Source organism: Ruegeria sp. YTSA135, assembly GCF_059610165.1.
The window spans coordinates 79,135-104,097 of the sequence record NZ_JBXWNC010000016.1 but is presented as its reverse complement, the minus strand read 5'-3'; the positions used below and the strand labels follow the sequence as shown (position 1 = coordinate 104,097).

31 protein-coding genes are annotated in these 24,963 nt (G+C 57.5%); 12 read left to right on the top strand and 19 right to left on the bottom strand.

Annotated elements, in window-relative coordinates; genetic code table 11:
- Window positions 1-13 precede the first annotated feature (13 nt).
- Window positions 14-718 (bottom strand): response regulator transcription factor, encoded by a 705-nt coding sequence (locus AC2FIT_RS18530; protein WP_068339042.1) that lies wholly within the window; start codon window positions 716-718, stop codon window positions 14-16.
- Window positions 719-1,065: 347 nt separating this feature from the next.
- Here AC2FIT_RS18530 and AC2FIT_RS18525 point away from each other — a divergent pair, with 347 nt between their 5' ends.
- The 3 genes from AC2FIT_RS18525 to AC2FIT_RS18515 all read left to right on the top strand — a co-directional run bounded on the left by AC2FIT_RS18525 (window position 1,066) and on the right by AC2FIT_RS18515 (window position 3,914).
- Complete coding sequence (locus AC2FIT_RS18525; RefSeq protein WP_496831493.1) at window positions 1,066-2,664, top strand: phosphoenolpyruvate carboxykinase; 1,599 nt, start codon at window positions 1,066-1,068, stop codon at window positions 2,662-2,664.
- A 383-nt stretch (window positions 2,665-3,047) separates the two neighbouring features.
- On the top strand, window positions 3,048-3,338 hold the full coding sequence (locus AC2FIT_RS18520) for a hypothetical protein (protein ID WP_496831492.1): 291 nt from the start codon (window positions 3,048-3,050) through the stop codon (window positions 3,336-3,338).
- A 33-nt stretch (window positions 3,339-3,371) separates the two neighbouring features.
- The gene (locus AC2FIT_RS18515) at window positions 3,372-3,914 is read left to right on the top strand and encodes a hypothetical protein (protein WP_496831491.1); all 543 of its coding nucleotides are present in this window, start codon (window positions 3,372-3,374) and stop codon (window positions 3,912-3,914) included.
- On the opposite strand, the gene AC2FIT_RS18510 is transcribed toward AC2FIT_RS18515, so the two are convergent.
- Window positions 3,911-4,675: a sulfite exporter TauE/SafE family protein gene (locus tag AC2FIT_RS18510; protein WP_496831490.1), complete on the bottom strand. Its 765-nt coding sequence runs from the start codon at window positions 4,673-4,675 to the stop codon at window positions 3,911-3,913. The genes AC2FIT_RS18515 and AC2FIT_RS18510 overlap by 4 nt on opposite strands.
- Window positions 4,676-4,820: 145 nt before the next feature.
- Here AC2FIT_RS18510 and AC2FIT_RS18505 point away from each other — a divergent pair, with 145 nt between their 5' ends.
- The 3 genes from AC2FIT_RS18505 (at window position 4,821) to AC2FIT_RS18495 (ending at window position 7,701) form a co-directional block, all read left to right on the top strand.
- Entirely contained in the window at window positions 4,821-6,512 is a 1,692-nt protein-coding gene (locus tag AC2FIT_RS18505; protein ID WP_496831489.1) for an acyl-CoA dehydrogenase family protein, read from the top strand.
- 200 nt (window positions 6,513-6,712) lie between these two features.
- Window positions 6,713-7,267, top strand: coding sequence for a hypothetical protein (locus tag AC2FIT_RS18500; protein WP_496831488.1), 555 nt, complete (start codon window positions 6,713-6,715; stop codon window positions 7,265-7,267).
- A gap of 41 nt (window positions 7,268-7,308) precedes the next feature.
- Entirely contained in the window at window positions 7,309-7,701 is a 393-nt protein-coding gene (locus AC2FIT_RS18495; RefSeq protein ID WP_496831487.1) for an META domain-containing protein, read from the top strand.
- Here AC2FIT_RS18495 and recO read toward each other — a convergent pair.
- The 13 genes from recO to folK form a co-directional block, all read right to left on the bottom strand.
- The gene (gene recO / locus AC2FIT_RS18490) at window positions 7,685-8,410 is read right to left on the bottom strand and encodes a DNA repair protein RecO (RefSeq protein WP_496831510.1); all 726 of its coding nucleotides are present in this window, start codon (window positions 8,408-8,410) and stop codon (window positions 7,685-7,687) included. The two genes, AC2FIT_RS18495 and recO, sit on opposite strands and share 17 nt — an antisense overlap.
- A 95-nt stretch (window positions 8,411-8,505) precedes the next feature.
- On the bottom strand, window positions 8,506-9,405 hold the full coding sequence (locus tag AC2FIT_RS18485; protein WP_496831486.1) for a hypothetical protein: 900 nt from the start codon (window positions 9,403-9,405) through the stop codon (window positions 8,506-8,508).
- 109 nt (window positions 9,406-9,514) lie between these two features.
- Window positions 9,515-9,844, bottom strand: a complete 330-nt coding sequence (locus AC2FIT_RS18480; protein WP_496831485.1) for a DUF1491 family protein — start codon at window positions 9,842-9,844, stop codon at window positions 9,515-9,517.
- Window positions 9,841-10,749 (bottom strand): GTPase Era, encoded by a 909-nt coding sequence (gene era / locus AC2FIT_RS18475; RefSeq protein WP_496831484.1) that lies wholly within the window; start codon window positions 10,747-10,749, stop codon window positions 9,841-9,843. The genes AC2FIT_RS18480 and era overlap by 4 nt, the downstream gene beginning before the upstream one ends.
- A 192-nt stretch (window positions 10,750-10,941) precedes the next feature.
- A complete protein-coding gene (gene rnc, locus AC2FIT_RS18470) occupies window positions 10,942-11,619 on the bottom strand; it encodes a ribonuclease III (protein WP_496831483.1) in 678 nt (225 codons plus the stop codon).
- Complete coding sequence (gene lepB / locus AC2FIT_RS18465) at window positions 11,616-12,455, bottom strand: signal peptidase I (RefSeq protein ID WP_496831482.1); 840 nt, start codon at window positions 12,453-12,455, stop codon at window positions 11,616-11,618. The genes rnc and lepB overlap by 4 nt, the downstream gene beginning before the upstream one ends.
- Before the next feature lie 57 nt (window positions 12,456-12,512).
- A complete protein-coding gene (gene acpS / locus AC2FIT_RS18460) occupies window positions 12,513-12,932 on the bottom strand; it encodes a holo-ACP synthase (protein ID WP_496831481.1) in 420 nt (139 codons plus the stop codon).
- Window position 12,933: 1 nt separating this feature from the next.
- Window positions 12,934-13,911, bottom strand: a complete 978-nt coding sequence (locus AC2FIT_RS18455; protein ID WP_496831480.1) for an NADPH:quinone reductase — start codon at window positions 13,909-13,911, stop codon at window positions 12,934-12,936.
- A gap of 39 nt (window positions 13,912-13,950) precedes the next feature.
- Window positions 13,951-14,697 carry a pyridoxine 5'-phosphate synthase gene (locus tag AC2FIT_RS18450; protein WP_496831479.1) on the bottom strand — a complete coding sequence of 249 codons (747 nt, stop codon included), beginning with the start codon at window positions 14,695-14,697 and terminating at the stop codon, window positions 13,951-13,953.
- Complete coding sequence (locus AC2FIT_RS18445; protein ID WP_496831478.1) at window positions 14,690-15,388, bottom strand: DUF2062 domain-containing protein; 699 nt, start codon at window positions 15,386-15,388, stop codon at window positions 14,690-14,692. Before AC2FIT_RS18445 ends, AC2FIT_RS18450 begins: the two co-directional genes overlap by 8 nt.
- Before the next feature lie 16 nt (window positions 15,389-15,404).
- Window positions 15,405-17,537, bottom strand: coding sequence for a RelA/SpoT family protein (locus AC2FIT_RS18440; protein ID WP_496831477.1), 2,133 nt, complete (start codon window positions 17,535-17,537; stop codon window positions 15,405-15,407).
- Between the two features lie 27 nt (window positions 17,538-17,564).
- Window positions 17,565-17,918, bottom strand: a complete 354-nt coding sequence (rpoZ, locus tag AC2FIT_RS18435) for a DNA-directed RNA polymerase subunit omega (RefSeq protein WP_068339091.1) — start codon at window positions 17,916-17,918, stop codon at window positions 17,565-17,567.
- A gap of 86 nt (window positions 17,919-18,004) precedes the next feature.
- Complete coding sequence (folK, locus tag AC2FIT_RS18430) at window positions 18,005-18,574, bottom strand: 2-amino-4-hydroxy-6-hydroxymethyldihydropteridine diphosphokinase (RefSeq protein WP_496831476.1); 570 nt, start codon at window positions 18,572-18,574, stop codon at window positions 18,005-18,007.
- 140 nt (window positions 18,575-18,714) lie between these two features.
- Between folK and AC2FIT_RS18425 the strand changes: the two genes are divergently transcribed.
- From AC2FIT_RS18425 to AC2FIT_RS18400, 6 genes are all read left to right on the top strand, one after another.
- Complete coding sequence (locus AC2FIT_RS18425; protein WP_058283597.1) at window positions 18,715-19,290, top strand: LabA-like NYN domain-containing protein; 576 nt, start codon at window positions 18,715-18,717, stop codon at window positions 19,288-19,290.
- A 194-nt stretch (window positions 19,291-19,484) separates the two neighbouring features.
- Window positions 19,485-20,435 (top strand): 4-hydroxy-3-methylbut-2-enyl diphosphate reductase, encoded by a 951-nt coding sequence (ispH, locus tag AC2FIT_RS18420; RefSeq protein WP_496831475.1) that lies wholly within the window; start codon window positions 19,485-19,487, stop codon window positions 20,433-20,435.
- The gene (locus AC2FIT_RS18415) at window positions 20,432-20,884 is read left to right on the top strand and encodes a DUF3429 domain-containing protein (protein WP_496831474.1); all 453 of its coding nucleotides are present in this window, start codon (window positions 20,432-20,434) and stop codon (window positions 20,882-20,884) included. Before ispH ends, AC2FIT_RS18415 begins: the two co-directional genes overlap by 4 nt.
- The gene (locus AC2FIT_RS18410) at window positions 20,881-21,465 is read left to right on the top strand and encodes a class I SAM-dependent DNA methyltransferase (RefSeq protein WP_496831473.1); all 585 of its coding nucleotides are present in this window, start codon (window positions 20,881-20,883) and stop codon (window positions 21,463-21,465) included. The genes AC2FIT_RS18415 and AC2FIT_RS18410 overlap by 4 nt, the downstream gene beginning before the upstream one ends.
- Complete coding sequence (gene rnhA, locus AC2FIT_RS18405) at window positions 21,458-21,925, top strand: ribonuclease HI (RefSeq protein ID WP_496831472.1); 468 nt, start codon at window positions 21,458-21,460, stop codon at window positions 21,923-21,925. The genes AC2FIT_RS18410 and rnhA overlap by 8 nt, the downstream gene beginning before the upstream one ends.
- On the top strand, window positions 21,922-22,548 hold the full coding sequence (locus tag AC2FIT_RS18400) for a trimeric intracellular cation channel family protein (RefSeq protein WP_496831471.1): 627 nt from the start codon (window positions 21,922-21,924) through the stop codon (window positions 22,546-22,548). The genes rnhA and AC2FIT_RS18400 overlap by 4 nt, the downstream gene beginning before the upstream one ends.
- A gap of 153 nt (window positions 22,549-22,701) precedes the next feature.
- On the opposite strand, the gene AC2FIT_RS18395 is transcribed toward AC2FIT_RS18400, so the two are convergent.
- From AC2FIT_RS18395 to def (AC2FIT_RS18380), 4 genes are read right to left on the bottom strand one after another with little or no spacing between them, the layout of a single operon-like run.
- Window positions 22,702-22,938 carry a hypothetical protein gene (locus AC2FIT_RS18395; protein ID WP_496831470.1) on the bottom strand — a complete coding sequence of 79 codons (237 nt, stop codon included), beginning with the start codon at window positions 22,936-22,938 and terminating at the stop codon, window positions 22,702-22,704.
- 5 nt (window positions 22,939-22,943) lie between these two features.
- Window positions 22,944-23,858, bottom strand: a complete 915-nt coding sequence (gene fmt / locus AC2FIT_RS18390) for a methionyl-tRNA formyltransferase (RefSeq protein WP_496831469.1) — start codon at window positions 23,856-23,858, stop codon at window positions 22,944-22,946.
- A 2-nt stretch (window positions 23,859-23,860) separates the two neighbouring features.
- Window positions 23,861-24,355, bottom strand: coding sequence for a peptide deformylase (gene def / locus AC2FIT_RS18385; protein ID WP_068339115.1), 495 nt, complete (start codon window positions 24,353-24,355; stop codon window positions 23,861-23,863).
- The gene (gene def / locus AC2FIT_RS18380) at window positions 24,352-24,870 is read right to left on the bottom strand and encodes a peptide deformylase (RefSeq protein WP_496831468.1); all 519 of its coding nucleotides are present in this window, start codon (window positions 24,868-24,870) and stop codon (window positions 24,352-24,354) included. The genes def (AC2FIT_RS18385) and def (AC2FIT_RS18380) overlap by 4 nt, the downstream gene beginning before the upstream one ends.
- Between the last annotated feature and the right edge of the window lie 93 nt (window positions 24,871-24,963).

The window sequence follows — 24,963 nt, the reverse complement described above, 5'->3', positions numbered from 1 at the left end:
TCAGTGGCCACGCTTATTCTTCGTTGTACCTGTATCCGATGCCATACAGTGTTTCGATTGCCGAAAACTCTGGGTCTGCGGCGCGCATTTTTTTACGCAGGCGCTTGATATGGCTGTCGATGGTCCGGTCGTCGACATAGACCTGATCATCATAAGCGACATCCATCAGCTGATCACGGCTTTTGACGAAACCGGGGCGTTGTGCCAGCGCTTGTAGCAACAGAAACTCGGTCACGGTCAGTGAAACGTCCGCCCCCTTCCAGCTGACCGCATGGCGCAGCGGGTCCATCCGCAGGTCACCCCGTTCCATCACTTTGGTATCGCCCGAAGCGGCATTGGTCACATCGCCGGACGTAGCCTCTTGCCGGCGGAGCAACGCACGGATGCGTTCAACAAGCAACCGCTGTGAAAAGGGCTTTTTCACATAGTCATCCGCGCCCATACGCAGGCCAAGAACCTCATCGATTTCATCGTCTTTCGACGTTAGAAAGATGACCGGCATCTGGGTTTTCTGCCGCAGCCTTTGTAACAGGTCCATACCGTCCATGCGTGGCATTTTTATATCCAGCACGGCCATATCGGGCAGTTTTTTGTTGAATGCGTCCAGGGCTGCTTGCCCGTCGTTATAGGTTTCAACCTCGAACCCTTCGGCTTCGAGAGTCATGGACACAGACGTCAGAATATTTCTGTCGTCGTCCACCAGTGCAATCTTCGACATCGGGTTTACCCCTATTCCTGCTCACTCATGCAATATTTCGCTTATTAGTAGGGCATCTTTGTCTTTTTTATGTCCGCGAATCAATCCGTATCTGCGAATCGTGCGTTTGTTGTCACACAGCTGCGGCAAAAAAGCCGTTAATGGCTTCAGAAACGCGCATTGATTTCCGTCAGGAAATTCCTGGTGGCGCTAAACCTGAATTTGGTTGCGCTAACTGCGCCAAACCGTCCTGTTCACGCCCTAAATGACCATGATAAGACCCGCCTGTCCGCCGGAACGATCCGGCAAAATGCCCCAAGAGCGCATGCGGCCCACCCGCCGAAGCGCCGCCAAAGGAGAAGACACACATGACATCTGGACGGGTCAACCCGCAATTCCGCCTCGAAGATCAGGGCATCGGGGGTCTGGGAAATGTCTATTATAACTTCATGGAACCAGCCCTGATCGAAGAGGCGCTGAAGCGCGGCGAAGGCACTCTTGGCAATGGCGGGGCTTTTTTGGTCACCACCGGCAAGTTCACAGGTCGCTCTCCCAAAGACAAGCACGTTGTCAAGACCGACAGCGTTGCTGACACTATCTGGTGGGAAAACAATGCCGAGATGAGCCCCGAAGGCTTTGACGCTTTGCACGATGACATGCTGGCCCATATGAAGGGCCGCGACTACTTTGTGCAGGATCTGGTAGGCGGTGCCGACCCTGCCTTTTCAATAAACGTTCGCATGGTCACAGAACTGGCCTGGCACAACCTGTTCATCCGTCATCTGCTGCGTCGCCCGGATCGCGAAGATCTGGACGAGTTCGTCGCTGACTTCACCATCATCAACTGCCCCAGTTTCCAGGCGGATCCGGCCAGGCACGGCTGTCGCAGCGAGACCGTGATCGCGTTGAACTTTGACCGTAAGCTGATCCTGATCGGTGGCACCGAATATGCAGGTGAGAACAAGAAATCTGTGTTCACCCTACTCAACTACATGCTGCCGGGAAAAGGTGTGATGCCGATGCACTGTTCGGCCAACCATGCCGTTGGCAACCCGGTCGATACCGCCGTGTTTTTTGGCCTGTCCGGCACGGGAAAAACCACGCTGTCCGCCGACCCTGCGCGCACCCTGATCGGTGACGACGAACATGGCTGGTCGGACCGCGGCACCTTTAACTTTGAAGGCGGCTGCTATGCCAAGACCATCAACCTGAACCCCGAGGCCGAGCCGGAAATCTACGCGACAACCAGCAAGTTCGCCACGGTGATCGAGAATATGGTCTTTGACCCAGAAACCAAAGAGCTGGACTTCGAGGATGACTCGCTGACGGCAAACATGCGCTGCGCCTACCCGCTCGAATATATCTCGAATGCCTCCAGCAGCGCCCTTGGCGGTCACCCGAAGAATATCATCATGCTGACCTGCGACGCATTTGGCGTTCTGCCTCCGATCGCGCGGCTGACCCCGGCGCAGGCGATGTATCATTTCCTGTCGGGCTTCACCTCGAAAGTTGCAGGGACCGAACGCGGCATCACCGAACCCCAGCCGACATTCTCAACGTGTTTCGGCGCCCCATTCATGCCGCGCCGCCCGGAGGTATACGGCAATCTTCTGCGTGAAAAAATCGCTCAGCACGGTGCAACATGCTGGCTGGTGAACACCGGCTGGACCGGCGGCGCCTACGGTGTCGGGTCGCGGATGCCAATCCGGGCGACCCGCGCGCTGCTGACCGCTGCGCTGGATGGTTCGCTGCGCGACGCCGAGTTCCGCAAGGACGCCAATTTCGGGTTTGACGTGCCCGTGGCCGTGCCCGGCGTGGCCGAAGTTCTTCTGGACCCGCGCCGTACGTGGGACGATCAGGCCGCCTTTGACAAACAGGCCGACAAACTGGTGCAGATGTTCGCAGAGAATTTCGAACAGTACCTGCCCTTCATCGACGAAGACATCAAAGCCGTGGCAATCGGCTGATCTGACTTTGGGGGCATCCTGCCCCCAATGTCCTTTTGGGCAGCTTACCAGACAATATCGCCAAATTATCTCGGCAACATCACAATATCGTTGTATGTCACATTGTCTGCACAAAACGCGTTGCCCGAAACGCGCTATTCAATTAGCTTTTGCATCTGTCGAAATAAAAAAAGCCCGAAGCCTTTTCTTCGGGCGGGACGTAAATATCGTTGGGTCGCTCGGGCAAACTCTCAAATCAACACATTTGCCACCCAATGACAAAATACGTCTGCGACAGAGGGGATGAGTGTCAACATGCGACCTTTTGGACGCCGCCAAAGAATTGGCATCTCTGGTCGTACCGCAAGGCGGCAACGGTTGGCACAAGTAAAGACAGGTAGACTATGACGGAAATCTCAAAACTGACTGAACTGCGTAAACTGATGCAGAGTATGGAACGCACGCTGGGCCTTGAGCAACTGTCTCCGGTGGAGCGCGACATATACTACGCAGCCGAAGAGCTTTCGAAGTCAGACGACGAGGTACGCACATTCGGTTTGATCGAGCATACCTTGGTGCGAAGCGTTTCGCGCCCGACCTTTTTTCGCGCGCTGAAATCGCTGGTTCAAAAAGGATATCTGTCGCAAAGCGGCACCGCAAACCGAGGGCGGTACATCGTTCATGCCCCCAAGTAACACCGCAAACCTGCGCATACGTGGCTGAAACTCGTGCGCAGGTGGGCTACGGACACGTTCTACTCATCTTTGGCCTATGTCGTGGCATCGCTGCTGACGTTCGAAGTTCTGACGCCGCTTCAGAACATGTTTTTCCCCGAATATCCCAGTCGGGCCAGTCTGCTGTTCCTGCCGCATGGTGTGCGGGTTATAGCAGCTTGGCTGCTGGGATGGCGGGCGGTTTTCGCGCTTTTACCCGGCGTATTTGTCGTCTTCGCCCTTTTGGGTGGCAGTGATGTTTTCCTGCCAAGCCGATTGATGGCCATCGTCATTGCCGTCACGACCGTTCCGGCGGTGTTCTACATATGCAAATGGGTTGGTTGGGACTTGTTCCCCCGACCTGACCGCAAACCGTGTTGGGCCTGTGTGATGGCGGTGGGGATCATAACGTCTTTTCTTGTCTCAGGTCTGACCAACATAGCTTTCGGTAGCGCACGCGCCGAGTATGTCGCTTTTTTAATCGGTGATATTTCAGGGCTTTTCTTCCTGATGCTGGCTTTGTACTTCGCCTTTCGTATTGCCGACAAGCGCGGTTAACCCATCAACCCTCGTCGTAATAGGTTCAATCCAGTTACCAGCAGGACCAACAGCGTCACTTTTCGAAACAGCGCCTGATCGATCCGTGATTGCAATTGCAGACCGATCCACATCCCTATGACCGCAGGTATGACCAATGCGGCCGAGAACGGTGCCGTTTCGGCCCGGAATATCCCCGACCCCACATGGGCAACCATCAGGGCAACGGCCCCCAAGCCGTAGATCACCCCCTGAACCCGCATTTGCATTGCTTTTGGTGTGTTCAGCGCAGTCAGATACGCAACGGTTGGCGGCCCCCAGATGCCCGACATTCCTCCGACAAATCCCGCAACAGAACCAATGCCCAATTCAATCCGAGGTGACGGATTACGAAGGACCAATTGCACGCCCAAAACCTGAATCAGGGCAAACAACGAAACTGGGATGCCGATTATCAACAGAAACGTTGACGCGGGCAGCGAACTGACCACCTGAGCCCCGATCAACAAAAACACCAGCCCTGCGGCCAGGAACACGCGAAACGCCTTCATCGCGGATATGGCGGCCGGAATACCTTCGCTAAGGGCCTGAAAGCCATTCGTTACCAAAGTCGGCAAAATCAACCCGGCAAGCGCCAAGTCCGGCGGCAGGAACATACTAAGCCCTGAAACCAGAACCATCGGCATGGCAAATCCAACCATACCTTTGACCCAACCAGCCACAAGCGCAACGCCAGCGGCCAAAAACAGTTCGTTTGGGTTAAGCAAGGAAAGCAGTGTCATGGCCCCGTGATACCACTATTGACGCGCGCTGCACTGCAAAATTGATAAAGCAATTTTAGAACTATTTTGCTTGATAATTCGTATTTTTCTTGCGCTGCACGTGCAGCATGATAAGACCAGACGACACCAGAAAAGGACGTGATTCATGGCCCCTGACGGACAAGATGTTACCCAGATGACACCATCCGCTATTCTGCCCGACCTTCTGGCACTGACCCGTGCGGCTATCCCGGCGGTGGAAACGGTGTTTGATCGTGCTCGCGCGATTGTGCGCAACTCTGTGACCGAGGATGGGCGTGTATCTGGTGCATTGATTGAGGCGCATCAAACGGCCGCTCATGGACTTGCATGGCTGGCAACCTACACCCAATCGCTGCAACAGATGCAGCACTGGGCTGAAGCGCTGAATGCCGACGGCAGGTTTGGCGAGATGGAGCAGCTGCTGCACCAGATCGCCTTTGGCGAATATCTCTGGCAGATCTACGGCGGCATCCAGATGAACCAGGGGGAAATCGTCCGTCTTCAGGATCTTGGATTAGGCCAGGATGACATGCGTGCCCTGATGGGGCCCGAGGTCATGACCCTTACACAAAACGGCAATACTCAGGCCGCGCGCACCCGCCTTGTCGCGCTGATGGAGGATCAGGCAGGGGCCACCATGTTCGGTGCTTCGGGGCTGGACGAGGAACTGGAAATGATCCGCGACCAGTTTCGACGTTACGCCCAAGAAAAGGTCGAGCCAAACGCGCATGAATGGCACCTGAAGGATGAACTGATCCCGATGGAAGTCATTGAAGAACTGGCCGAGATGGGCGTCTTTGGCCTGACCATACCGGAAGAATATGGCGGGTTTGGCTTGTCCAAGGCCTCGATGTGCGTGGTCTCGGAAGAGCTTTCGCGCGGCTATATTGGTGTGGGCTCGCTGGGCACCCGCTCGGAAATCGCGGCGGAACTGATCATTGCAGGCGGCACGGAAGAGCAAAAAGCCAATTGGTTGCCAAAACTGGCCAGCGCCGAAATCCTGCCAACAGCTGTTTTCACCGAACCGAACACCGGCTCTGACCTTGGCAGCCTGCGAACGCGGGCCGTGAAGGATGAAAACGGCGATTACCAGATTACCGGTAACAAGACATGGATTACCCATGCCGCGCGCACTCATGTGATGACCCTGCTGGCCCGCACCAACCCGGACAGCACCGATCACCGTGGCCTGTCCATGTTCCTTGCCGAAAAAACGCCGGGAACGGAAGAAAACCCCTTCCCAACCCCGGGCATGACCGGCGGCGAGATTGAGGTTTTGGGCTATCGTGGCATGAAAGAATACGAGCTGGGCTTTGACGGCTTCCACGTGAAGGCGGAAAACCTGCTGGGCGGAGAAGAGGGCAAAGGCTTCAAACAACTAATGGAGACCTTTGAATCCGCCCGTATCCAAACCGCCGCGCGTGCTGTCGGTGTGGCCCAAAGCGCGCTGGATATCGCCATGCAATACGCACAGGACCGCAAGCAGTTCGGCAAGTCCCTGATCAACTTCCCCCGTGTCTCGGGCAAACTGGCGATGATGGCGGTCGAGATCATGATCGCCCGTCAGCTGACCTATTTCTCGGCCCGCGAGAAGGACAACGGGCACCGCTGTGATCTTGAGGCCGGAATGGCCAAGCTGCTGGGCGCGCGCGTGGCTTGGGCTGCTGCGGATAATGGCCTGCAAATTCACGGCGGCAACGGGTTTGCGCTGGAATACAAGATCAGCCGCGTCCTGTGCGACGCACGCATTCTGAACATATTCGAGGGAGCAGCCGAAATTCAGGCACAGGTCATAGCCCGACGTTTGCTTGGGTGACCGAATTCGGCACTCCTGTTTCCCCAACTAACCCGGCCTGCGCGCCGGGTTTTTTCTTGCGAAATTGAAATTGCACAAATGACGGGCACGGGGGCTCAAACGTCGGTGGTCATCCTCCGACAAGTGAATTTCACCTTTGAACTTGGCCCTGATCCCCGATAGATCACCTACTGGCCCTGATACAAAGGATCGCAGCAGGAATGACCACACGACTATTCGCAGTCTGGGCAATCGTGACTGCCCTTGTGCTGGGCGGCTGCGCCACCACACAGCCGACGGCCAGCCAAAACGATATCGACACGCTGGCATATGCGATCCAATCCCTTGGTCCCGATGTCGATCCGGTCGAGGCGCGAACGGCCGCTACCCTCTCGTATACCTACTCACAGCAGCTAAAGCAGGACTGGAATGTCACTGACTCGGCCATCATCCACAATGCCAAGGTTATCAATGGCTTTCGTGAGCGCGGTTTGTGCAATGACTGGGCCGAAGCCATGACCAAGCGCCTGCGGCAGGAAGATTTTCGCACGCTGGATATACATTGGGCGACATCACCACCCACCCAATTCAGGATCATCCATCACTCGGCCCTGATCAGCGCCGAAGGAGATTCGATGTATGACGGGATCATCCTTGATCCTTGGCGGGCCAGCGGTGCACTGACATGGGCGCCGGTACAGGAAGACACCAAGTACAACTGGCGCCCCCGACTGGAAGTGCGGCAAGAGCTGCTGAACGGTGAGTTGCCTTTGTAGCAGCGGTTCCGTCCGTGCGTTTGGTGGGTTAAACCGGTTACATGATACGCCTGATCCTGACCCTGCCGATGTTGGTCCTGTTTCAATGCGACAAGGACGAGACCGTCGCCGCTTATGGCGCGGCCGATACGACCTGGGCGCTGCAAGAAATCGATGGTCAGCCTTACCAGGCCAGCGCCCTGCTACGCTTCCCTGAACAAGACAGGATCGAGGGCAATGCCCCTTGCAACAGCTATAGCGGCACCCTGACCGCGCCTTACCCATGGTTCGAAATCGCTGATCTGACTGCCACCCGCGCCGCCTGCGCCGGGCTTGAAGCCGAAGGGTTCTACTTTGCCGCCCTGATGGCCATGACCCAGTCCGAGGTATCTGGCAACGTTCTGATCCTGCGCAATGATGCAGGACACGAGATGGTGTTCACAGCCGTCGAGTAAACTGATCCACAAAACGCGCCCGTGCCTCGGGCAGAGGGTGATTCCCCAGCGACGGGGCCAGATGGTGTGCCAGAAAATATCCTGTTGTCTGAAGGCCAAGTGCAATCTCTGCGTCGGGTGCGCGCCCCTCTCCTCGCAAGCACGGGGGCAGCGGCAACAGCCTGTCTGCCCATTCCCCTGCCCCTTTGGCACTGACCGCGCGGCCGGTTTTGGGTGAGACATAGGCCAAACCGCTGGTTGAACCGGTCACTGCACAGGACGAAAGATCAAGACCGAACCCTAGTTCTTCCAACAAGGCCAACTCCCACCGCAGATAAGCCAGCGGCCAAATCTCGTCCTGCCCGAGCAAGTCCATCAACCGTTCGGTTTGCGTATAAATCGCCGGATGAGGCTCCCGCTCTGGCAGACAGAACGTCAGCAACGCAACAACTGCGTTTAATCCTGCCAGGGCCAATCGGCCAGAGAATGCAGCCGCGGCACGCGATCGCAACGGTTCAACCTGAAAGGTTCCGATATGTTCCTCAAGCCGAGCGCGCCACAGCACATCCAGCTGCGCCCCCGGTTGCAGGATCGGGGCAATCTTGCGGCTGGTCCCGCCCCGCACAACACCGGCATGGCGGCCATGGCTTTCGGTGAAAACCTCGATGATGGCCGCCGTTTCCCCATGGCGACGCGTGGTCAAAAGGATACCGTGATCGCGCCAGTCCAACATGGGCTCCTTTTGCCTGCGGGTTTCCCGTTGCCCGCAACAGATCGCAAGGCGCCAGTATCCGCAAGGGCTGTGATGACCAGAATTTTGCGCGCCTAAAACCTGACCCTGAAGGCCGCACCTACCAGCGGGGCTGTGTCATAGCTCTGGCGGCTAAGCTCTGTTCCATTTGAGTCATCCAGCGTCAAGCGCCCATCAAGTTCGGCCCCCGCAAAGACATTCAGCGAAACACCGGGATTGGGGTTATACCCGAACGAGATCACCACGGGGATGCTTTTGTCTTCGCCCACGCCATTTGGCGCCAGCCCATCATCGTCCAGCCGGAAGCGAATACGCTCATACCGGGCCGACAGGGAAAGATTCATCGTGTCGTTGAGCGCATAGCTGAGCGTCAGACCCGGCCCCTGCGTGGCCCCAATCCCCGAGCCCGTATTCAGGTTCCAGCGGTCATTGATGTCCCAATCAACAAGCAGAGCCGGAAAAAAGTCGATATCATTGTCTTCGATCTGCGAAAATACCCCAAAAGCCGGTCCGATGGTCAGCCGCTCGTTCAACTTCCAAGCAACGCCCGCAAAAACGCCATAAGTTCTGCCATCACTGGCCTCGGCCCCGCTTTGATAGTCCCACCTGACTTGCGGTGAGATGAAAACCGTGGTCGCATTCCCAACACCAAACCGAAGCGGTGCCGCAACACGGATGTCCCGAATGTCTTCCCATGGTTGGTTATTTGCCTGACTGAAATTGTAGTGCAAGCGGCCAAAGCTCGCCGACAACCCAAGCGACGTGTCATTTTGAAATGTATAAAGAGCTGTGGTGCGCAGGAAAACGCGACTTGCAGAGAACTCACCACCCTCACTCAAATCTGCGTCACCCTGATACGCAGCGAGACCATCGATTTGATAGCCCCATCCCAACCGGGGCTGCGCAAGCGAATGTGACGCAGCAAAACCGGAAATCATCGCAGCAACGTAGCACGTTCGAGCAATTGTCTTCATCAAGTTCAACCTCATGGGAGCGGGTTACGCGTACACATAACACTTTGGTGCGAATGGTAGAACGTATCGCAGACATAGAATGTTAAACTGTGTCAACCAGGACTGAAACCTAGTCCAAGCCCTCTTCGCCCAGAAGGTGACGGCCTTGTCTGTCCTCGACCTCAATCACCCAAAGGTCGGGATCAAAACTGCGCTGGCGCTGGATGGCCTGATCCACCTCGGTCTCGGGGCCAGAGGAGAGCTCGACCCATTTGCGTTCACCGCTCATCAAATCAAAGCTCCGCTGGAAGGCGGTGGCCTGCCCGTCCAACGTGTTAAGCTTGATCAGAACCGCACCTGCCGTATCGTCGCCGTGGGTCACGACAAAGGCCGGGATTTCCTGAAAGCGAAGCCGCGCCAAATATGCGTGAACCCAGAATTCAGCCGTCAGGCGAGTCATGCGTTACCGTCTTTGAAATCCAGACCCATTTCCGAGTAGCGCTCGGACTCTTCCAACCAGTTGGGCCGGACTTTGACCTGCAGGAACAGGTGGATCTTGCGGTCCAGAAACTCTTCCAGCTCTGCCCGTGCCGCTTGGCTGACGGCCTTGATCGTCTCACCGCGTTTGCCGAGAACAATACCCTTGTGACCATCGCGCATGACATAGATCACCTGATCAATCTTGGCCGAGCCATCCTTGCGTTCTTCCCAGTTCTCGGTCTCGACCGTCAACTGATAGGGCAACTCCTGATGCAGACGCAGGGTCAGCTTCTCGCGCGTCATCTCGGCGGCAATCATGCGCAGGGGCAGATCGGCGATCTGGTCTTCAGGGTAAAGCCACGGGCCTTCGGGCAATTCCGAAGCCAGCCATTTGCGCAGATCGTCAACGCCGTGCCCCTTTTCCGCCGAAATCATGAAGGTTTCGGCAAAAGGATAACGCGCGTTCAACTCGCTGGTCAGGGCAAGTAGTGTCTCGGACGGAACCTTGTCGATCTTGTTGATCGCCAGCGCGATCTTACGGCCCTGCCCGATCTCTTGCAGCCCCTCAAGAATGCGTTCGACCCCTTCGGTGATGCCGCGATGGGCCTCGACCATCAGCACGACAATGTCGGCGTCCGCAGCCCCGCCCCACGCAGCAGCGACCATGGCGCGGTCAAGGCGACGACGGGGCTTGAACAGGCCGGGCGTGTCGACAAAAACCAGCTGCGCGTCACCCTCCATCGCCACGCCGCGAATACGGGCGCGAGTCGTCTGAACCTTGTGCGTCACGATCGAGACCTTGGCCCCGACCATGCGATTCAAAAGGGTGGATTTGCCTGCGTTTGGCTCTCCGATCAGGGCGATAAATCCGGCGCGTGTGCTCATATGTGTTGCGATCCTGTTAGCAAGTGCGCACCCCTATAGCAGAAACGCCTGACGGACCAGAGGGATTTGTCGCATTGCTGCCATGCGCCCCCAGTGCCACGCCGTTATCAGGCACTGCTAGCGATTGGTGTGATGCCACGTCCCAATAAGGGCTTAATACCACCCGTCAACCCACCCACACGGAAGGTGCGTTCAGGTTAGAAGGTCCAACAACGCCTTGGCCGCAGCCTGTTCAGCCTGTCGTTTGGACCCTGCGGTGGCTTGGGCCTCTGCCCCGTCCTGCAAGCGGGCAGCGATGGTAAAAACGGGCGCGTGATCGGGGCCGCTGCGTTTGAGTTCGACGTAAGAAGGCGGCCTCTGCCCGCGCGCCTGCGCCCATTCCTGCAACGAGGTCTTTGCGTCGCGCGCGTCGGCTTCGACCTTGTGGATGCGATCACCCCATAGCCTCAGGATCACATCTCGTGCAGCTTCGAACCCTGCATCGCGATAGATCGCGGCGATGACGGCCTCCATCGCGTCACCCAGCAAAGCCTGCTTGCGGCGGCCGCCAGACAGCATCTCGGACCGACCCAGCTTTAGCACTGCACCCAGATCGATCTGACGGGCGACGTCCGCGCAAGCCTCTTTGCGGACAAGCGCATTAAAACGCGGGGCAAGTTGGCCCTCGGACGCCTTTTTGTCGGCCTCCAGCAGCGCTGTGGCCATGACAAGCCCCAATACGCGATCGCCAAGGAACTCAAGGCGCTGATTGTCTGGCCGCGTTGCCGATGAGACCGAGCCATGGGTCAGCGCCCGCACCAGTAGTTCCGGGTCAGAAAACTCATACCCAAGACGCCGCTGGAACGCCTTTATCTCGGCCGATAGCTTCAATTGATCGCCTTAAAAAAGCGATCGCTGCGCCATGTCCAGAAGAACAGCATCGACCGTCCCGCAGACGAGAACATGATCCGGTCCGCACGACCAATCAGGTTTTCATACGGCACATAGCCAACACCACCGGCGGATTGCGGCAGACGGCTGTCGCTGGAATTGTCGCGGTTGTCACCCATGAAGAAATAGTGGCCTTCGGGCACGGTGTAGATGCCCGTATTGTCCGAAGCCTGATTGCCGATGTTCAAGACATCGTAGGACACCCCATTAGGTAAGGTCTCGATCAGGCGGGGTTTTTCGCAGGCACCACCAATGCCGACGGGGCCGTTCTCACAACGCGGGCGCAATCGTTGCGGCCCCTGCGGTTCGGCGATCTCGGTGAAAACGCCATCGGGTTGTTGCGGCACCGGGGTCCCGTTCAGGATAACCTGTCCGTCGCGGATCTGAATACGGTCGCCCGGCGTGCCGATCAGACGCTTGATATAGTCGCGCCCGGTGACCGGATGGCGAAAAACAATGACGTCGCCGCGCTCGGGCTCTCCGCCCAGGATACGGGAATTGTCTCCTCCTGGTATCCAGCCGCAGATATCTTCGGCATCGATATTCAAGCCGACACTGGGGATGATCAGACTGGGACAGGACGCATAGGAATAGCCATAGGCCATCTTATTAACGAAAAGGAAATCCCCGATCAGCAAGGTCTGTTTCATCGAACCGGAAGGAATCCAGAACGGCTGAAAGAACAGGGTACGGAAAACGCCTGCGATCAACAGGGCGTAGACGATGGTTTTGATCGTCTCCCATATGGGATTTCCGGTTTTGACGTCCTCGGCCATACTGCTCTCCGGTCCTTGAGTTGTTGGGGTGCTACATGCGGGGCCGTTGGGGGCAAGTCAAGACTGAGCGGAGTGATCTTGAAGCGGGCGGGCCTCAATCACAACGAAGGCCTGCGCCCATGGGTGGTCATCAGTCAAGGTGACGTGGATGATGACCTCGTACCCCTCGGGCGTCATCTCTTTCAGACGTTCGGCGGCCCAGCCGGTGCAATGCATCACGGGCTGACCCGTGCGCAGATTGGTGACTGCCATATCCCGCCACGAAATGCCCATGCGCAAACCGGTGCCCAAAGCCTTTGAGCAAGCCTCTTTCGCCGCCCAGCGCTTGGCGTAGGTTCCCGCGGTGTCGGCCCGGCGTTCGGCCTTGTTCTGCTCGGTTTCTGTGAAGACACGGTTGCGGAACCGGTCGCCAAAACGGTCGAGCGTGCCCTGAATGCGTTCGATATTCGCGAGGTCCGTGCCGATGCCAAGGATCACATCACACCTCCAGAACCACAGTGCCCATCTTCTCACCAGCTTCGACCATCTTGTGAGCTGCCGCAGCATCGGCCAAATGCCCCGCAGGCACGACCGCATGGGTCAAAACGCCCTGTTCCAACCATTCCGTCAGTTGGGCTTCGCCCCTGCGCCGTGCGGCGGCGTCCAACTGATACACGATCAGCATGTGCAGTCGAATGTTCTTGAACATGAAGCCGTAGAAATCAAGTTCTGGGCGCATCCGGGACACCGATGCATAGCTTGCGATGGTGCCGCCCGGTCGGATCAAACCTAGCGAGGCTTCCTGATTAGCTGCAAAATCGACTTCGACAATACGGTCAACACCGGCGCCATCGGTCATGTCCATTACAGTCTGCGTCACATTCTGAGTGCGGTAGTTCACAAACTCATCCGCGCCAGAATGTGCGGCCTTTTCCTGTGAACTCACCGTTGTAATGACCCGCGCACCACCAAGCGCGGCCATCTGGCAGGCGTAGCGCCCCACGGTTCCCGCACCCCCGGTCACCAGAACCGTCTTGTCCGCAATCGGCCCGTCAGCATACAACGCGTACCACGCCGTCATCGCCGGGATTCCAAAGCAAGCCCCTTCGGAAAAACTGGTCGTCTCCGGTAGCACAACCGCCTGCTCGGACGGCAGGGCGATGTACTCTGCACCAGTTCCGAACGCGCGTTGCCATTGGCCATTCCATATCCAGACCCTCTCACCGACCCGAGTCGGGTCGACATCCGCACCGACGGCCACGATAACCCCAGCACCGTCCGAATGTGGAATGACAACTGGATACTGCATGACCGCCCCGGGGCGCGCGCCACCGCGCAGTTTGACATCCGATGGATTGATCCCGGTGGCCTTCACCTGAACAACGACCTCACCCGGTCCCGCAACAGGGTCAGGCATGTCGACCAGTTCAAGCACGTCTTCTGCCGTGCCAAAGCTACGATAAGTGATTGCTTTCATGGCGTCCCCTCTTGATCCGGCGTGTGTTGCGCAACCTGATCAGGCCCGCGCCTCATCCATCAGGCGACGCATCTCGGCTATTGCCGGGGTGAGACCACGGAAAATCGCCTCACCGATCAGGAAATGGCCGATATTCAACTCGCGCACCTCGGGGAAAGCCGCGATGGGTTGCACCGTTTCATAGTTCAAACCGTGCCCTGCGTGCACCTCAAGACCCAGTGAATGGGCGAAGGCCGACATCTCGCGCAGACTTTCCAGCTCGGTCGCGGCTTCATCCACACGGCCTTCGGCATGGGCGTCGCAATAAGCGCCTGTGTGCAGCTCAATCACTTCGGCACCGATGCGGTGCGCCGCCTCGATCTGGCGCTGGTCGGCCGCGATGAAGATCGACACGCGACACCCCGCCTCGCGCAGCGGCGCGATATAATGGGCCAGCTTGTTTTCCTCGCGCGCGACCTCAAGCCCGCCTTCGGTTGTACGCTCCTCGCGTTTTTCCGGGACGATGCAAACGGCATGGGGTTTGTGGCGCAAGGCGATCTTTTGCATTTCCGGCGTCGCGGCCATTTCAAAGTTCAGCGGCACCGACAACACCTCCATCAGACCATCGATATCCGCGTCCGAGATATGGCGGCGATCTTCGCGCAAATGGGCGGTGATCCCATCTGCCCCAGCCTCTTCCGCCAGTTTGGCGGCGCGCAACGGGTCGGGATAGTCTCCACCGCGCGCGTTCCGCACGGTAGCGACATGGTCGATATTCACGCCCAGACGCAGGTGGTTTTCAGACATCGCTTGATTCCTTTCCCGAACTCTGGCCCGAGCCTAGAGGGTTTGACACCGGAACGGCAGGTTTGCTTTCGGCCAAACGTTTGATTTCTTCGAATTTCGCTTTGATCCGCGCACGACGCCGTTGCTGATAGGTACGGACCACCGGAAGGCTGAGGTAATAACAGACGAACCCGGCAATGAGCCCCGGAAAGATGCCCCCAATCATATAGGGAAAAAACACTTCGTCGTAAAAAATACTCAACCCGCCCCAATCAGCGACGCGATCTGTGAACATGGCCAAAAAGTTGTTCTTCAGATCACCAAGCGCCTGAACGAAACTGTCCATCAGGCCATGGGTTTCGCCCTCTTCAAAATCGTCCCCCAAAAGAAAATGACCCGTTTGCAGACAGACCACGGCGATGGGAACGTAAGTCAGGGGGTTGCCAAAAAATGTACCGCTCAGCGAAGCCAGCAGATTGCCATTGATCAATCGGCTGATCAGCGCTGCGATAAAGAAATGAAACCCATAGAAGGGCGTGAACGCAGTAAACACGCCCGCCCCAACGCCGCGCGCAATACGTTCAGGTGAATCGGGAAGGCGCCGGATACGGTGTTTGACGTAGTGAAAGGCACGGGTCCATCCGCCGCGCGGATAAACGAACTCCGAAGCGATCTGAATGGGTGAGCGTCGGTCTCGGCGCTTAAAAACCACTCCTGATCACCCTCTCTCAAACAGCCGCTACAGCGGTTTTTTCCTTGTCGCGATACCGATCAACCGCGGCGACGTCGCTTTCGGCCTCAAGTGTCAGCATCAGCGAGTGCAATTGTTCAAGGTCGCGCAGCTCAACACTGATCAGAAGGCGGTAAAAATCCGGTTTGCGATCAACGAATTCCAGGTTCGAGATATTGGCCTTTTTCTCGCCAATCAATGTGCAAATACGCCCCAGTACCCCAGCGTCATTCCCGATAGTCAGATCAAGCGTCACACCATACACCGCCGGGTGCGTGCCGGAATGCCAGTGCAGGTCAACCCAGCGGTTAGGCTCGCTTTCGTATTCAGACAGTCGATCGCAATCGATTGCGTGCACAACCACGCCCCTGCCGCGATACGTAATACCGACAATACGCTCACCAGGCAGAGGCTGACAGCACGGTGCGCGTTCGAATTTCTGTCCGGGTTCAAGACCGATCACCGCGCGGCGCGGGGAAATAGCATCGCCGTCATCCTGTGTCAGTTCGGGATAGACGGCGCTGACCACGTCATGCGCCGTCAATTCGGCGCTTCCAAGGCGCGCCAACAGCTCGTGCCGATCCTTGAGCCGCAAGTGCTTGGCGGCCGTATCCAAGGCTTTGTCTGTGGCTTTACGACCCACATGGTCGAAGCCCGACCGGGCAAGTTCCTTGCCAAGCTTAATAAATCGCTCGCGGTCGACCTCGCGCAGCGCGCGGCGGATCGATGTCCGGGCCTTTCCGGTCACCGCGATCTCAAGCCATGTGACCTGCGGGGTCTGCCCATCAGCGGTAATAATGTCGACCGATTGCCCGTTTTTGATCCGGGTCCACAGCGGTACGCGGATTCCGTCAACCTTGGCGCCCACGCAGGCGTGTCCGATCCGCGTATGGATGGCATAGGCGAAGTCTATCGGCGTCGCGCCACGCGGCAGTTTCACCACGTCGCCCTTGGGCGTAAAACAGAAGACCTGATCCGAATACATCTCAAGCTTGACCGCTTCGAGGAAGTCTTCGTGATCCTCTTCGCTGTCGAACTGTTCGGTCAGATTCGCGATCCACTTGGCCGGGTCCACGGCAAATGGGTTTTCCGAACGCACACCATCGCGGTATGACCAGTGCGCCGCCACGCCCGTTTCGGCCACGTCGTGCATCTGGCGGGTGCGTATCTGAACCTCAACCCGCTTGCCATCGCGCCCAGAAACCGTCGTGTGGATTGAGCGGTATCCGTTCGATTTTGGTTGACTTATGTAGTCTTTGAACCGCCCAGGAACGGCGCGCCAGCGCTGATGGATCGCGCCCAGCGTGCGATAGCAGTCTTCTTCAGTCTGGGTGATGATGCGGAAACCGTAGATATCCGAAAGGCGCGAAAAGCCCTGATCCTTTTCCTGCATCTTGCGCCAGATCGAATACGGTTTCTTGGCCCGTCCGAAGACCTCTGCGTCGATCCCTGCCTTTTCCAGCTCATGCCGCATGTCGCCGGTGATGCGATGGATCACATCGCCGGTCTCACGCTGCAACGTGATAAAACGCCGGATGATTGACTGACGTCCTTCGGGATTGAGCACCCGAAAAGCAAGGTCTTCCAGCTCCTCTCGCATCCATTGCATACCCATGCGGCCCGCAAGCGGTGCATAGATATCCATCGTCTCGCGCGCTTTCTGGATCTGCTTTTCCGGGCGCATCGCCTTGATCGTGCGCATGTTGTGCAGACGGTCGGCGAGTTTAACCAGGATAACCCGCAGGTCTTTGGACATCGCCATAAAGAGTTTGCGAAAGTTTTCGGCCTGCTTGGTTTCACGGCTGGAAAGTTGCAGGTTGGTCAGCTTGGTCACGCCATCGACAAGCTTGGCGACCTCATCCCCGAACAAATCGGCCACCTTGCCGTAGCTGGCTTTGGTATCCTCGATCGTGTCATGCAGAAGTGCCGTGATGATGGTGGCATCATCCAGTCGCTGTTCGGTCAGAATGGCGGCAACGGCAACAGGATGAGTGAAATACGGCTCGCCAGAATGGCGGAACTGCCCTTCGTGCATCTGACGTCCAAATTCAAATGCGCGGGTAATGCGGTCTGCGTTGGTTTTCGGGTTGTAGTTGCGGACCAGCGCAATCAAGTCGTCAGCAGAAATCATCCGGTCCGCACCTTGTGTAAGCTTGGGTTACCCCTGGCCTTGAGCCTCCATCAGAGCGCGCAACAGCTTCTCTTCGGACATGTCATCTTCGACAGGCTTGTCCGATTCCGCACCCATGAGAAGAGCCATCTGGTCTTCTTCAGGCTCATCGACCTCAATCTGCGTTTGGTTCGCTTCGATCAGGCGCTCGCGCAGTTCATCGGCGCTTTGGGTTTCGTCGGCAATCTCGCGCAGTGACACGACAGGGTTTTTGTCATTGTCACGGTCGACGGTGATCGCCGCACCGGCAGAAATCTCGCGCGCACGATGAGCGGCGAGCATTACCAGTTCGAACCGGTTTGGAACCTTGTCTACGCAATCTTCAACCGTCACGCGGGCCATTGGGCGCTCTCCGTTACTGAATCCATGTCAGGAAGACGTTTATCTATGCGCGAATCCCCGGCTTGACAAGCAGGAAATGGCATCCATCACACGGGGGTGACGGCCTTGATCTCATCAGCGTGCAGTTCTGCAAGCATCTCGGTGACAGTGCGCCTCAACACCGGGTGACGCCAATCCGGGGCCACGTCCGCCATCGGGACCAGCACAAAGGCGCGGTCCTGCAGGCGTGGGTGCGGCAGGATCAGCTCTTGCGGCGCCTGTTGTTTCTGCGCGTCAAGCGGCAATACCCGCCATCGTTCGTACTCGGCCGTGTCCGGCAGGACAAGATCATCGTAGCAAATCAAATCCAGATCGAGCGTGCGCATGCCCCAGCGCTGCACCCGCTCGCGACCGAATTCATGCTCGACGTCGTGCAGCATGTTCAGCAGCTCGAGCGGGGTCTTGTCAGTTTCGACCACGACAGCCGCATTCACATAATCCGGCCCGGCTCCGGCAGGAAAACAAGGGGTCTCGAAGAAGCGGCTGATGGCGCGAATCACAAACCCCTGACGCGAAATTGCGTCAATTGCTCTTTCAAGTGTCACTCTGGGTCTTGATGCGCTCAAACTGAGATTTGCACCCAATGCTATCACCGCTTCTGACGAAGATTTGCGCATTTCACCCCCCATATTTGACAAATTGCCTGCTTGCGATACGTTTAAATTGCCCTAATTATAGGCATATCAGCGTGTTGCTCATTCACTAGCTCACTCACCTACCACTCGGCGCCGCTGGTTTGTACCGGAAGGATCTATTTATGTTTTATAAAGACGAACGGCTAGCGCTGTTCATCGACGGCTCGAATCTTTACGCAGCCGCAAAAGCACTGGGGTTTGATATCGACTACAAACTGCTGCGTCAGGAATTCATGCGCCGCGGCAAGATGCTTCGTGCTTTTTACTATACAGCGCTTTTGGAAAACGACGAGTATTCGCCGATCCGTCCCTTGGTCGACTGGCTGCATTACAATGGCTTTACCATGGTGACCAAACCGGCAAAAGAATACACCGACAGCATGGGGCGTCGGAAAGTCAAAGGAAACATGGATATCGAACTGACCGTCGATGCCATGGAACTGGCGCCGCGCGTCGATCATATTGTGCTGTTTTCGGGCGATGGGGATTTTCGTCCGTTGATTGCCAGCCTTCAAAGGCAGGGCGTGCGCGTATCGGTTGTTTCGACCATCCGCAGCCAGCCGCCAATGATTTCGGATGAATTGCGCCGTCAGGCGGATAACTTCATCGAGTTGGAAGATCTGCGCGACGTGATCGGGCGGCCGCCGCGCGAAATGCCGATGGAGCCGCGCAGCGTCGCTGCCGCCGGCGGTCAGTAAGCGTAAGCTTCGCACAAAACCGGTTCAAGAATTCGGCGCGGTCAGATTGTTACGTCTGACCGCGCCTTTGTTATACCAATGAACAGGTGCTTAAATACCAACCAGCTAACATCGATTCGTGTCAGGTAAATGACACGGTCGCGTCTGGACCAAGGCCACGAAAAGACTTACCTGTGCCCTATGGAGATCGCGACATGACAAAGCCACGCCTGACCCTTTACCTTGCTGCCCCGCGCGGATTCTGCGCCGGAGTTGACCGCGCCATCAAAATCGTGGAAATGGCGTTGCAGAAGTGGGGTGCGCCCGTCTACGTGCGCCACGAGATAGTGCATAATAAATTCGTCGTCGACGGGTTACGCGCCAAGGGCGCGGTGTTTGTCGAGGAACTGGACGAATGCCCCGATGATCGACCGGTGATCTTTTCCGCACATGGCGTACCGAAATCCGTGCCTGCCTCGGCCGCGGCGCGCGAGATGATCTACGTCGATGCCACCTGCCCGCTGGTCTCAAAAGTGCATGTTGAGGCACAGCGCCACGCCGATGCTGGACTACAAATGATAATGATCGGTCACAAGGGCCACCCCGAAACTGTCGGAACCATGGGCCAACTGCCTGAGGGTGAGGTGTTGCTGGTCGAAACCGTCGAGGACGTCGCGACGGTGCAGGTGCGTGACCCGGAAAAGCTGGCCTTTGTCACGCAGACCACACTGTCTGTGGACGACACCAAAGATATCATAGCAGCGCTTGAGGCACGGTTCCCGGCCATCGTCGGCCCTCATAAGGAAGATATCTGCTACGCCACCACCAACCGGCAAGAAGCCGTGAAAGCCGTAGCTCCGAAATCGGATGCGCTGCTGGTTGTAGGTGCGCCGAATTCTTCCAACTCGCGTCGCCTTGTCGAGGTCGCCTCGCGCGCCGGGTGCAATTACGCGCAACTGGTGCAACGCGCGACCGAGATAGACTGGCGCGCGCTTGAAGGGATTTCGTCGGTTGCCGTCACGGCGGGTGCTTCGGCCCCTGAAATCCTGGTGACCGAGGTAATCGACGCTTTCCGCGAACATTACAACGTGACCGTCGAACTGGTGGAAACCGCCGTGGAAAACGTTGAATTCAAAGTCCCGCGCGTCCTGAGAGTACCCGCATGAGCGGTATACCAAGGGCTCCGCTGTTCCTTGGGCTAGCTGGGTTGATCCCCTTTATATGGGGCGCGCTCACCTACCTGAATGACGACCTGCACGCGTGGGGGACCCAAGCGTTCGGGTCGCGTTTTGTGGGGCCGTATGTCCAACTTTTCTACGGCTCGGTCATCCTCAGCTTTATGTCCGGCGTTCTGTGGGGCTTCGCCACCAAGACGTCGGGCAGCAAGGCCGCGACCTGCTATACCCTGTCCGTGCTTCCCGCGCTTTGGGCCTTTGTACAAACTGGCGGAGGACCGGTGAGTGCGGGCACCAACCTGATCTATGGATTTACCGGCCTTTTGGTGCTTGATGCCATTTTTGCATACTGGCGGCTGACCCCGACCTGGTGGTTGCGCCTGCGTGTGTTACTGACGGCCATCGTGCTGGCCTGCCTAGCTGTGGGGGTATACCTGTGACCGACGAAAGAACAATCAAAGCCTATTCCACCCGCGTGGCAGATTACCTGAATATCCCTCTGCCGCCGGAGCAGATCGAAGCCCGTCAAGCGTTTGCCAAAGCGGTCGGTGCTGGGCTTGTACTGGACTTAGGCTCTGGCCCCGGATCAGACAGTGCCTTTTTTATGCGTGAGGGGCTGACAGTGCGGGCGCTGGACGCAACGCCTGAATTTGTCGAACATGCACGTAGCAATGGCGTGGACGCACATCTGGGCACTTTCGACGATGTGACCGAAGTGGACACGTATGACGGCATCTACGCCAGCTTTTCCTTGCTGCACGCCCCACGCGAGGCCTTCCCGCGCCATCTGGCCGCCATCCACAAGGCGCTGAAACCGGGTGGAATTTTTTTCCTTGGCCTGAAACTGGGCACTGGCGAACACCGCGACGAACTGGACCGCTCCTATACCTACTTCTCGCAGGCCGCGATCGAGGACGCGCTGGCACAGGCAGGGTTCTCAATCGACCGTATCACAACCGGCATAGGCAAAGGGCTGGCCGGATCCTATGACGGCTTTATCCTGGTGATGGCCCATGCCTGAGCTGTTCGCCTATACCGACGGCGCGTGTTCCGGCAATCCCGGACCGGGCGGCTGGGGCGTCTTGCTGCGCGCGATGGATGGCGACACCGTTCTGAAAGAACGTGAGCTCAAGGGGGGTGAGGCCAACACGACCAACAACCGCATGGAACTGCTGGCCGCGATCAGCGCGCTGGAAACCCTTGAGCGTGCCTCGGAAATCACCATCGTCACCGACAGCGCTTATGTTAAGAACGGTGTGACAGGATGGATATTCGGGTGGAAGCGGAACGGCTGGAAGACCTCGAACAAGAAACCTGTCAAGAATGTCGATCTATGGCAGCGGCTGGATGAGGCGCAGATCCGGCACGACGTAACCTGGGAATGGGTCAAGGGCCACGCAGGTCACCCCGAAAACGAAAAAGCAGATGAACTGGCCCGCGCCGGCATGGCACCTTTCAAACCTCAAAAGGCGAAATCGTGAACGGTCTGGCCCTGCTGGATTATGCCTCGGTTCTGGTGTTTGCGTTGACCGGCGCATTGGTGGCCAGCCGGGCGCAGCTTGATCTGGTTGGGTTTGCTTTCATCGCCTGTCTTACGGCGGTGGGCGGCGGCACGGTGCGCGATCTGTTGCTGAACAGGCATCCGGTGTTCTGGGTCGGTCAACCGGATTACATTCTTATCGGAACCGGTGCAGCGGTGCTTGTCTTCTTGACCGCCCACTTGGTTGAAAGCCGGTACAATTGGCTGATCTGGCTGGACAGTTTTGCCCTGTCTATAGCGGTTGCCGCCGGAACTGGTGTCGCCTTATCGCTCGGGCAATCCGGTACAATCGTAGTGTTGATGGGGATTTGCACAGGGTGCCTTGGCGGGTTGATGCGCGACGTGGTCTGCAACGAAGTGCCGTTGGTTCTTAAACAAGGTGAGCTTTACGTTTCATGCGCTTTTGCTGGCGCCATGACCGCGGTGATCGTACACCGCCTTGGGTTCGATGAATTGATCACACTGGGGGCGTGCGCGCTGGTTTGCTGGACTTTGCGGGCAGGATCGTTGCTATTTGGTTGGACACTGCCGGTCTACAAAAGCCGCCCCCCTCGCAACCAGTAAGACGTGGCGTTTGAACTGACGCATTTTTGCGATCATTGCGTGAACGTATAGCATCTTGAGCACTTAGCCGTCCGGCAGCACGCCAATACGTTGATTACCAATTACCATCGACTGGCAACCTTTCACCCAGCTGCGGCCCTGATCACACTTGGATCACTTCCTCCAATGCGTCGGCACGATGATCAGCGCACCGATGGACGAAAGGACGGCATCAAGACCCGGAGGGCCAAAGCTGATGCCGAACATGATCCGCACAAAGAAAAACAGGAAAGCGCCACCCACACAAATGATGATCGAAGGCACGTATCCATTGTGGGTAAAGCCGGTTTTCTCGGAGAGGTATCCCACGATCCCGGCGATCACGACAGTGCCCATCAGAACCAAGAACATCTGGCCTACTCCGAACTCAGGCAGGTTCCGGCAGTTACTGGCCAGCCCCGCAAAAAGATTTCCACGTCCTGTGCGCCTTTGCCCGCCCGTTGCAGGCGCAGCAGGTCAACCGCGCCCTTACCACATGCCACGCGGAGCCGTCCGTTCAGGACCGTCCCGGGCGTACCCTCTCCATCGGCTTGTTTTGAGGCCAACAGCTTGACTCTTTCACCGCCTATCTTGGTCCAGGCCCCGGGAAACGGGGAAAGGCCACGGATCTGGCGATCGATTTCAACCGCAGGGCGGGTCCAGTCCACCTGGGCTTCGGCCTTGTCGATCTTCGACGCATAGGTCACGCCATCTTCGGGCTGAGGCTCGGGTGTCAGATCAGGAAGACGTCTCAGCGCCTCGACGATAAGGTCCGCGCCCATCTGAGAAAGACGATCGTGCAACTGCGCGGTAGTTTCCTCAGGCCCGATGTCAGTGGTCTGACGGAGCAGAACGGGACCAGTGTCCAGCCCAGCCTCCATTTGCATGATACAAATGCCGGTATCTGCATCCCCCGACATGATCGCGCGGTGGATCGGCGCAGCCCCACGCCAGCGCGGCAAAAGGCTTGCATGGATATTCAGGCACCCGTTCGTCGGCGCATCCAGAATGGGCTGTGGCAATAACAAACCATAGGCCACGACCACCGCAACGTCAGCGTTCAGCGCGGCAAAGGCCTCTTGCTGCTCAGACGACTTTAGCGACATCGGATGACGGACGGGTAGACCCAACGCTTCGGCCCGTGCGTGCACCGGCGTTGGTCGGTCTTTCTTGCCACGCCCAGCGGGCCGGGGTGGTTGGCAATACACCGCAGCAATATCATGCCCGGCCTCAACCAGCGCGTCCAACACTGGAACCGAGAAGTCCGGCGTGCCCATGAAAACGACGCGCATCCCTAACCCTGCTTTCTGGCTTTGCGCAGCAGTATATCGCGCTTCACCTTGCTCAGCCGGTCAAAATACATCTTGCCGTTCAGATGATCGATCTGATGCTGCACGCTGGTGGCCTCGATCCCAACAAAATCACGGCGATCCACAATGCCTTTTTCGTTCAGGTACTTCACCGTCACAGCACGAGGACGTTTTACCTTGGCCGAAACACCGGGCAGGTTCGGGCTGGCTTCGTCGTGTTCACGCAGTTCAATCGAGCTGTGCAGGATTTCGGGGTTCGCCATGCGCACCGCCCGGCCGCGCTCGGTCGAGCCATCAACAACCGCCAACCGCAGCATGACACCAATCTGCGGCCCGGCAAGACCAACACCGGGCATCGCCTCCATCGTGTCGATCATATCGTCCCAGATGGCGCGAATATCATCCGTGATTTCAGCTACATCTTCGGCCTTGGTCCGCAAGCGTTTATCGGGCCATGGCAGGCAGGGGCGAATCGTCATGTACGGGCCATCTCGCGTTTCAGCTTCTGCATCTTGCGCGTGATCATCTGACGCTTCAGCGGTTTGAGATAGTCGATGAACAGCTTGCCGTTCAGGTGATCAATCTCATGCTGAACGCACGTCGCCCAAAGCCCGTCAAACGTTTCTTGCTGCAAGTTGCCGTCGCGGTCCAGCCAGGTCACATCAACAACCTTTGGCCGCGTCACCTCGGCAAATTGCTCAGGTATCGACAGGCAACCTTCTTCGTAGACATTGGTTTCGTCAGACGAGGCGATGACCTCGGGGTTGAACATGACCAACGGGCGCGGCGCCTCCCCCTCTTCTTTCACGCAGTCCATCACGATCAGCCGATCCAGAACGCCGACTTGTGGCGCGGCCAGCCCAATGCCGGGCGCATCATACATTGTCTCCAGCATGTCATCGGCCAAATTGCGCAGCTCATCCGACAGGTCGGTGACAGGGGCGCAGACCTTTTTCAGACGGGGGTCGGGATGGATCAGGATATTGCGTTTCATAGGGTTGATTTAGGCCATCCCGCCCCCCGCCGCAACGCCCCCCTTGCACCTGCCGCGATTGTGACTAGCTTCGCAGCGGACAGATGGAGAAAA

Coding starts and splice junctions, on each gene's coding strand:
- era (WP_496831484.1), bottom strand. CDS start 10,749: ATGAGCACACGCGCCGGATTTATCGCCCTGATCGGAGAGCCAAACGCA.
- AC2FIT_RS18415 (WP_496831474.1), top strand. CDS start 20,432: ATGAGCGGTATACCAAGGGCTCCGCTGTTCCTTGGGCTAGCTGGGTTG.
- fmt (WP_496831469.1), bottom strand. CDS start 23,858: ATGCGCGTCGTTTTCATGGGCACGCCGGACTTCTCGGTTCCAGTGTTG.
- AC2FIT_RS18455 (WP_496831480.1), bottom strand. CDS start 13,911: ATGAAAGCAATCACTTATCGTAGCTTTGGCACGGCAGAAGACGTGCTT.
- AC2FIT_RS18500 (WP_496831488.1), top strand. CDS start 6,713: ATGACCACACGACTATTCGCAGTCTGGGCAATCGTGACTGCCCTTGTG.
- AC2FIT_RS18525 (WP_496831493.1), top strand. CDS start 1,066: ATGACATCTGGACGGGTCAACCCGCAATTCCGCCTCGAAGATCAGGGC.
- AC2FIT_RS18440 (WP_496831477.1), bottom strand. CDS start 17,537: ATGATTTCTGCTGACGACTTGATTGCGCTGGTCCGCAACTACAACCCG.
- ispH (WP_496831475.1), top strand. CDS start 19,485: ATGACAAAGCCACGCCTGACCCTTTACCTTGCTGCCCCGCGCGGATTC.
- AC2FIT_RS18505 (WP_496831489.1), top strand. CDS start 4,821: ATGGCCCCTGACGGACAAGATGTTACCCAGATGACACCATCCGCTATT.
- rnhA (WP_496831472.1), top strand. CDS start 21,458: ATGCCTGAGCTGTTCGCCTATACCGACGGCGCGTGTTCCGGCAATCCC.
- AC2FIT_RS18425 (WP_058283597.1), top strand. CDS start 18,715: ATGTTTTATAAAGACGAACGGCTAGCGCTGTTCATCGACGGCTCGAAT.
- AC2FIT_RS18495 (WP_496831487.1), top strand. CDS start 7,309: ATGATACGCCTGATCCTGACCCTGCCGATGTTGGTCCTGTTTCAATGC.
- AC2FIT_RS18395 (WP_496831470.1), bottom strand. CDS start 22,938: ATGTTCTTGGTTCTGATGGGCACTGTCGTGATCGCCGGGATCGTGGGA.
- def (WP_068339115.1), bottom strand. CDS start 24,355: ATGACGATTCGCCCCTGCCTGCCATGGCCCGATAAACGCTTGCGGACC.
- rpoZ (WP_068339091.1), bottom strand. CDS start 17,918: ATGGCCCGCGTGACGGTTGAAGATTGCGTAGACAAGGTTCCAAACCGG.
- folK (WP_496831476.1), bottom strand. CDS start 18,574: ATGCGCAAATCTTCGTCAGAAGCGGTGATAGCATTGGGTGCAAATCTC.
- AC2FIT_RS18450 (WP_496831479.1), bottom strand. CDS start 14,697: ATGTCTGAAAACCACCTGCGTCTGGGCGTGAATATCGACCATGTCGCT.
- AC2FIT_RS18485 (WP_496831486.1), bottom strand. CDS start 9,405: ATGAAGACAATTGCTCGAACGTGCTACGTTGCTGCGATGATTTCCGGT.
- AC2FIT_RS18510 (WP_496831490.1), bottom strand. CDS start 4,675: ATGACACTGCTTTCCTTGCTTAACCCAAACGAACTGTTTTTGGCCGCT.
- AC2FIT_RS18520 (WP_496831492.1), top strand. CDS start 3,048: ATGACGGAAATCTCAAAACTGACTGAACTGCGTAAACTGATGCAGAGT.
- lepB (WP_496831482.1), bottom strand. CDS start 12,455: ATGGCCGAGGACGTCAAAACCGGAAATCCCATATGGGAGACGATCAAA.
- def (WP_496831468.1), bottom strand. CDS start 24,870: ATGAAACGCAATATCCTGATCCATCCCGACCCCCGTCTGAAAAAGGTC.
- AC2FIT_RS18480 (WP_496831485.1), bottom strand. CDS start 9,844: ATGACTCGCCTGACGGCTGAATTCTGGGTTCACGCATATTTGGCGCGG.
- AC2FIT_RS18530 (WP_068339042.1), bottom strand. CDS start 718: ATGTCGAAGATTGCACTGGTGGACGACGACAGAAATATTCTGACGTCT.